Source organism: Alteromonas sp. CH_MED4-4 (assembly GCF_037029575.1).
Classification (GTDB): domain Bacteria; phylum Pseudomonadota; class Gammaproteobacteria; order Enterobacterales; family Alteromonadaceae; genus Alteromonas; species Alteromonas macleodii.
Map to the genome: position 1 here is coordinate 1 of NZ_JAYMEU010000057.1, position 6,750 is coordinate 6,750.

Sequence of the window (6,750 nt, forward strand, 5' to 3'; positions counted from 1 at the left end):
TTAATTTTGTAACCTTTTAGTTAACCTATTGATTTGAAGTGATGTCCACTGCATGGCAGTATCTGTTCCGTTTAAACTTGAGTCGTGCTTAATCAAACCAAACGATTATTCAATAATATTTCCCGATGGTCAGACTAAGTTACTGCAACCTAAGTTTATTCATGTATTAGCCTATCTAGCAGCGCAATTTCCTCGGTTAGTAACCCGAGAAGAATTAATTGAAGCGGTATGGGATGGTAACTTTCCAGTAGGTGAAAAAGCCCTAACTAATGCCATCTGGAACTTGCGCAATGAATTCAAGCAATTTGATAATATTAATCTAGAAACTGTCCGTCGAAAGGGTTACCGGCTATTAACAAAGCCAGAATATATCCAGCCTTTAATTGAAAGCAACGATGAAAGCGATCCTGCAAAGGCAGAGAAAAAACAATCCAATGCATTAGGTAAAAAAGTGATCTTAGTCGCTTTAGCTTTAGTTACTTTCATCTTAGTTTGGCAGCTGTCATTGCTACCTTTTGCAACCAAAAGCAGCAAAATCCTCAACCTGACATCAGAACCTGGACGTGAAGTGTATCCAACGGTCTCGCCCAATGAACGTTATCTGATTTTTACTTGGCGTCACATAACAGGATCGCCAAACTTGTATATTAAAGATCTTCAAGATAAAAACTCATCTTCAAAACAAATTACCTTTACTGAAGATTATGAAGGACGCGCGGTTTGGCATCCAAACAGCGAGGTGGTTTTCTTTCAGCGTAAACATTGGGATTTTAAACGATGTGATGTTGTGCAATTAAATATTGTCACAATGCTGGAAAATAAAATTGCCACATGTGATGCCGAAAAAGACTTTTCGCTGACCATTTCATCAGACGGCAGCTTTTTGGCATATATTGTTAAAAAACAAAACGATCAACATTTGAATGTAAAATTAATTGATCTAAAAAGTGAGGCGATGGAAGCCAAACTATTAGCTTGTCATCAGAAGTGCCGCTTTCAGGACTTGGATGTAGCCTTTTCACCTGATGCTAAGCAGTTAGCGTTATCTCGTTCCGCAAGCGACGGAATGAAAGAAGACTTATTTTTATATGATTTAAACACGCAGCAAATGGAATACCTAGTGGCAACTAAGGGGCGGTTACGAGGCTTAACCTGGCATCCAAATGGCGATCGTATTATTTATGGCAGTGAGGAATCTGGACGACGAAAAGGCTATCTAGTGTCGTTAAAAGATAAATCAACGATTAACCTTAATGTTGATGGATTTAGTTATCCTAGTTTTGTACCTAATAGCCATGAGGTTGTTTATCACAGTCGAGAAGATATAACTAAATTGTCCACGTTAGACTTAAGTGAAACAACAGGTGCGACACTTTTTCCATTGATCCATTCTAATTATATCTATAAAGACCCGCATTATAGTGAGGCAAATAACAGTATCGTTTTTATTTCTACTGAGTCGGGGTATGAAGAAATTTGGCGTGCAGATCCCGATGGGAGTAATCGAAAACAACTGACTAAATTGAAAAGACACTTGTCGTCGCCAAGGTGGTCGCATAATGGGCAATCTATAGCTTTTTTGGCGCCCGATACAAAAACCAAACGCAGCGCATTGTTTGTACTTAATCTTCAGGAAGGCAACTTAACCCAGATGGATAGTGAATTTGATCAGCACTACAGACCTTCTTGGCTGCGTGATGATAGTGGGCTGCTTGCAGGGGCTAAGTTTAAAGGTAATTTGGCACTTTACGGATTTCCTATAGACGAAAAGCCCCCATACATTATTATTGATCAAGCGGTCACTTACGCAGAACAAGCGCGAAATGGTGATATCTGGTTTACAAAGGGCCGCAATCTAGGCTTGTGGCGGTACACGCCAAGTTTTAAGGCAGATAAACCAATACAAGTACTTAATAACAATGTGTTTCAGGTCGAGCATCATTGGGAATTAACTGAAGATGGCGTGTTTTTTCAACATGATTATGCTAACTATCATCAAATTCAATTTTTTGACTTTCATACTCAAGAAATTAGTCCTTTGGTAAAACTGCCTTTTGGAACCATTTCGCGTAAATCATCTATTACTTATATTCCTAGCCAAAATAAGCTAGTGATTGCTGAACAAGAGTTTGTTAACACAGATATCAAACAACTTTCTCATCCAAGTTTATAAAGAAGAGGTAGGCGTTCTGAGTAAACACATGATAAATTAAGGTATTATATTTTAAACCGCTAACACTCTAATTCAACTTATACCCTACTCAATCCCCATTTCAAAATTCAAGATGGCATGAATAGCAATCTGTTTAGTTGATTGTCAATATCTAGTGCTAATCTTTCTGTACACCCTAACCTGTTGTATTTAAAAGAAAAGATAAATAAAAGACTTACAATAGAGCTTAAAAAGAGACTCGATGCTTGAATTTTACTTCTGTTCGAATTAACACTGGTGAGGGCTAAATTGAATTGCTCAATTTAAGCATCTTTGGCGAAGACCAAAGCTATCAATTAAAAGTAATTCTTTGGAAATTAAAATGTACAGTAGAAAAATAAAAATCATGGACCAAAAGCTATCCTTAATCTCATTGTCGCTATTAACTGCACTTGGTACGGCCTCAGCTGCCGAAAGCGCATTTGAAGATGAGAAGTCGGTAGAACGAATTCAAGTAACAGGTTCTAGTATAAAAAGAACAGATATAGAGGGTGCTTTGCCTTTGACTACCATTAGCGCTGAAGATATTGCCAACTTTGGGGCGACATCAGTATCTGAATTAATTCAAAAAATTCCAGCAATGCAAGGCTATCAGGTTGGCGCTCAGTCAGTTGGTGGGGGCGATAGCAGTGGTAACAATGGTAAACAAACCGTATCTTTGAGAGATCTTGGCGGCTCATATACTCTGGTTCTACTTAATGGACGCCGAATGGCGTCAGCTGATAGTGGCGGCACAGTTGATATTAGTTCTATTCCGTTGGCAGCGATTAAACGTGTTGACATATTGAAGGATGGTGCCTCAGCGTTATATGGCTCTGATGCTATTGCTGGTGTAGTAAATTTCATCATGAAAGATGACGTTGAAGGCGTGACAGTTAGTGCTAGAGCTGATAAGCCTCAAGAAGCTGGTGGTGAAAGTTCTGAATTCAGTATTACGGGTGGATTTGGCAACTTAGGTACCGATGGCTTTAATATATTGATGACCTACTATCATTTTGAAAACGAAAATATACGTTCACTTGATCGTGAATTCGGCAAAACAGGGATTGTGCCTTTTAACTACAATGGTGAAGATTTATTTTTGGTACAAGCTTCATCTAATGCCATTCCAGCAAATTTATATTTAAACTTCGATAAAGAAATCGATGGTTCGACGAGTAAGTCATATAATCCATATGCTGAAATCAACGGTGAGTGTGCACAATTTAACTACGCTTCTGGTGATACATGTATTTATGATTTCACAGAAAATTTAGAAATTTCACCTGAAAGTAAAAGTGATAACTTATACCTTCAAGGCAGTGTTTATCTGAATGATAACGCTGAATTATATGCCTCAGGAAGCTATTCAAACTACAGTATCACAACCCGTATCGCAGCCAACACGCTAAATAATTACAAGTTTGAATTGGATTCGCCTTTTGTTACTAACCTAGTTCAACCTTTGTTAACTGCTGAGCAGTATAATGCTCTTTCGGATGTTAGAATCCGCTGGCGTACACGTCCTGCTGGTAGTCGCTCTAACGAATACGATACTGATACATTTAATTTCACCTCTGGAATTCGTGGTGACTATGGCGATTTGTCCTATGACTTGGCCTTTACAAAAGCTAACAGTTCACGTGACAGGAATATGGTGTCGGGTTATTTAATAACTGACCAACTAACTGCTTTGCTTGATAGTGGAGCTATCGATGTATTTGCTAGACCTGACCAATTGCCCGAAAGCACGAACGAAGCGCTACGCGCAATTGCCTACAGTGGTAATTGGGACACACTCAAAACTAAAACAAGCGCGATTGAAGGTAGAGCGTCAGCACCAGCATTTGAATTACCCGCTGGTATGGTTTATGTCGGTGGCGGATTTGATTATCGAGACAATGAGTTTATTAGTATTACCAGTCAAGCCAATAAGGACTCTATTTTAACCGGTACGCCAGACGCTGAGTATGACTTATCAAGAGAGACTTATGGTGTTTACTTAGAGGCTGTTGCGCCTATTATTGACGGATTAGAAGTTACCGCTGCGGCTCGTTACGATAATATCGGTGCTGTTTATGATGGTAAGCGTGCCGCTAATGCAGAGAAAGTTAACAATGACGCATCAGACACAACTTATAAGTTATCCTTCGCATATCGCCCCAATGAAGATTTGTTACTTCGAGGCTCAATTGGTACCGGCTTTAAAGCTGCATCAATGATAGATATTGCAGGGCCTAAAGTAGATGCCGGTGTTACATCTCAAAGCTATGATTGCCCACTTTCTGAACCACACCCTTTAGCGCAGTATTGCTTCCCGCAATTACAGCAATATAATGTTGCAACGTCAGGTAATAATGAGCTTCAACCAGAAACCTCAAAACAACGTTCTGCTGGATTTGTTTATGCGCCCTCTAATGAGTTTAGTGTGAGTGTTGATTGGTGGCAGATAAACCTTACAAATCAAGTTAAGAGAGTGACTCAGCGACAGATATTTGCCGATCCAGTTACCTACAATAGTCTTTATGGCACGCTTTTAAATGAGCTAAGTGGCGAGTTGGAAATCCAAGTATTGCAAGCACCAGTGAACATTGGTAAATCAAATAACCAGGGTATTGATTGGGCTGTTTCAATAGGGCATGACTTTTCTATGGGGTACCTTAGTTCAACTCTACGAGGTACTTATATCTTTGAAAGTGAAACGTTACGAGTGGGAACAGTGGATATCTATGACACTAGCCTAGGTAAATTTGGTCCAAATAGTACTGTGACTTTCCCACACAAAATGCAGTGGGCGAATAACTTTAGTCATGGAGATTTTGCACACTCGGTTAATCTAAACTATCAGAGTGGTTATGAAGATCAATCCTACTCGGCAAATGCTTCACAGATCCGCTATCAGTCTGATATTAGTCAAGGCTTTGACCAGTCAGTTGAACGTAATGTAAGTAGTTACCTTACAGTTGATTACCTGACAAAGTGGCAGATCAATGACAGTGCGCAAGTTGGTTTTGGTATCAAAAACTTACTTGATCGCCAACCTCCATTATCATTGCGTACTTCAGGTGGTGGTTATCAAGTTGGTTATGACCCGCGATACGTTGATCAGTTAGGTCGTACATTTTATGTTAGAGGTGAATATAACTTTTAATATGGTAAAAGCTAATCAAGGTTAGCCGTGTCCATGGCAATTGACTCTAGGTGAGTAACCACGACACGGTTGAAATAATCTTAATAAAAAGCCTTCAAACCAGCGAGATGGCTTTTTTGAATATCGTCAAAAAACTTGGCCTCTTTGCTATACTTATATACAGGTGCGTTGCTATGAATCACACAATTAAGCCCTGCTAATTCTGTTAATTTTGAAAATACAGAGAAAGGCATCCCTTCATTGATCAAAGCGTGCTGAGCTATGTCACTATTGGGGATACTACCAAAGCGTTTTATTGCGTTGTTTGTTGACACCCACCCCTCTTCAAGTGGTTGATATCTAAACTCAACCACTTTTTCTACATCTTTTTTAGACACTTATTATTTATAAATCATGCCCCATTCAGACCAACTCAACACAGTGATAAGTTTGATACATATTTACCACTAGCTTTGTTTAACGTAACCGTCGCCTAAAGACCGTCACCTAACTTAACATTCCAAGGCAGTAATTGCTCGATGTCAGGCTCAGGCTGCGTAAAGGCTTCGAGTAAATGGGTGATGTAATCGTAAGGCACAAGCCCATTGGCTTTTGCGCTCTCTACGGTTGAATAGAGTATCGCACTGGCCTTAGCACCCTTTGCAGTTTGTGATAACAACCATGCCTTCCTGCCATTCACGAAGGGCTTAATTGAGCGTTCTGCGCGATTATTGTCAATGCTGAGGCGTCCATCAAGCGTATAACGCTCAAGCTTTTCCCATTGATTTAAACAATATTGGATGGCATCGCTTAAGTCGGTTTGTCCTAGCACTTGGCTTTTAGATTGAATGAGCCATGTTTTAAACTCATTAAGCAATGGCAGGCTTTGCTCTTGGCGAATGTGATAGCGCTCATCGATGTTTTTATCTTTGATGAGCGTTTCGACTCGATATAGCTTTTTAATGTGGTTAATCGCCCAGTTAATTTTGCCACTTTTGTTTTTGCCCATGGCTTTTTGCGCATCAGTGAACTTGCGCCTAGCATGTGCCCAGCAGCCGACAATGGTCGCTTGTGTTTTATGATAGCCAGGATAGCCGTCGGCATGCATGTACCCATCGTAACCGTCTAAATAATCCACTATCACTTGGCCGCCTCGGCCACTGTTATAATCAAACAGCACAATATTAGGAATATCACTATCCACTATTTTGCCAGCAGGCGAATCTGCCCCGCAGCCATATAACCACATGTAGGATTTTGCCTTATTATCGCCCACGACTTTGACGGTGGTGTCATCGCTAAAGATAACCGGTTGCTCCAATAATATTCGCCGCATCATGTCGTATAAGATTTCGAAGATGTTACCGCTTTTTATCATCCACTTTGACATGGTTTGCCGACACAGCTCAATGCCGTACTGGGCGAACAT

At 40.1% G+C, this 6,750-nt stretch carries 4 protein-coding genes; 2 read left to right on the forward strand and 2 right to left on the reverse strand.

What is annotated here, in order from left to right; all coding sequences use genetic code 11:
* Positions 1 to 52 precede the first annotated feature (52 nt).
* Together WA381_RS20710 and WA381_RS20715 are read left to right on the forward strand one after the other, a co-directional pair.
* On the forward strand, positions 53 to 2,173 hold the full coding sequence (locus WA381_RS20710; protein WP_156086145.1) for a winged helix-turn-helix domain-containing protein: 2,121 nt from the start codon (positions 53 to 55) through the stop codon (positions 2,171 to 2,173).
* 361 nt (positions 2,174 to 2,534) lie between these two features.
* Positions 2,535 to 5,342: a TonB-dependent receptor domain-containing protein gene (locus WA381_RS20715; RefSeq protein ID WP_156086146.1), complete on the forward strand. Its 2,808-nt coding sequence runs from the start codon at positions 2,535 to 2,537 to the stop codon at positions 5,340 to 5,342.
* An 80-nt stretch (positions 5,343 to 5,422) separates the two neighbouring features.
* Here WA381_RS20715 and WA381_RS20720 read toward each other — a convergent pair whose 3' ends face one another.
* Both WA381_RS20720 and tnpC read right to left on the reverse strand, forming a co-directional pair.
* Positions 5,423 to 5,719, reverse strand: a complete 297-nt coding sequence (locus WA381_RS20720; RefSeq protein WP_156086147.1) for a hypothetical protein — start codon at positions 5,717 to 5,719, stop codon at positions 5,423 to 5,425.
* Positions 5,720 to 5,814: 95 nt separating this feature from the next.
* Positions 5,815 to 6,750, reverse strand: a 936-nt coding sequence (gene tnpC / locus WA381_RS20725) for an IS66 family transposase (RefSeq protein ID WP_156086148.1), incomplete at its 5' end; no start/stop codon positions are given.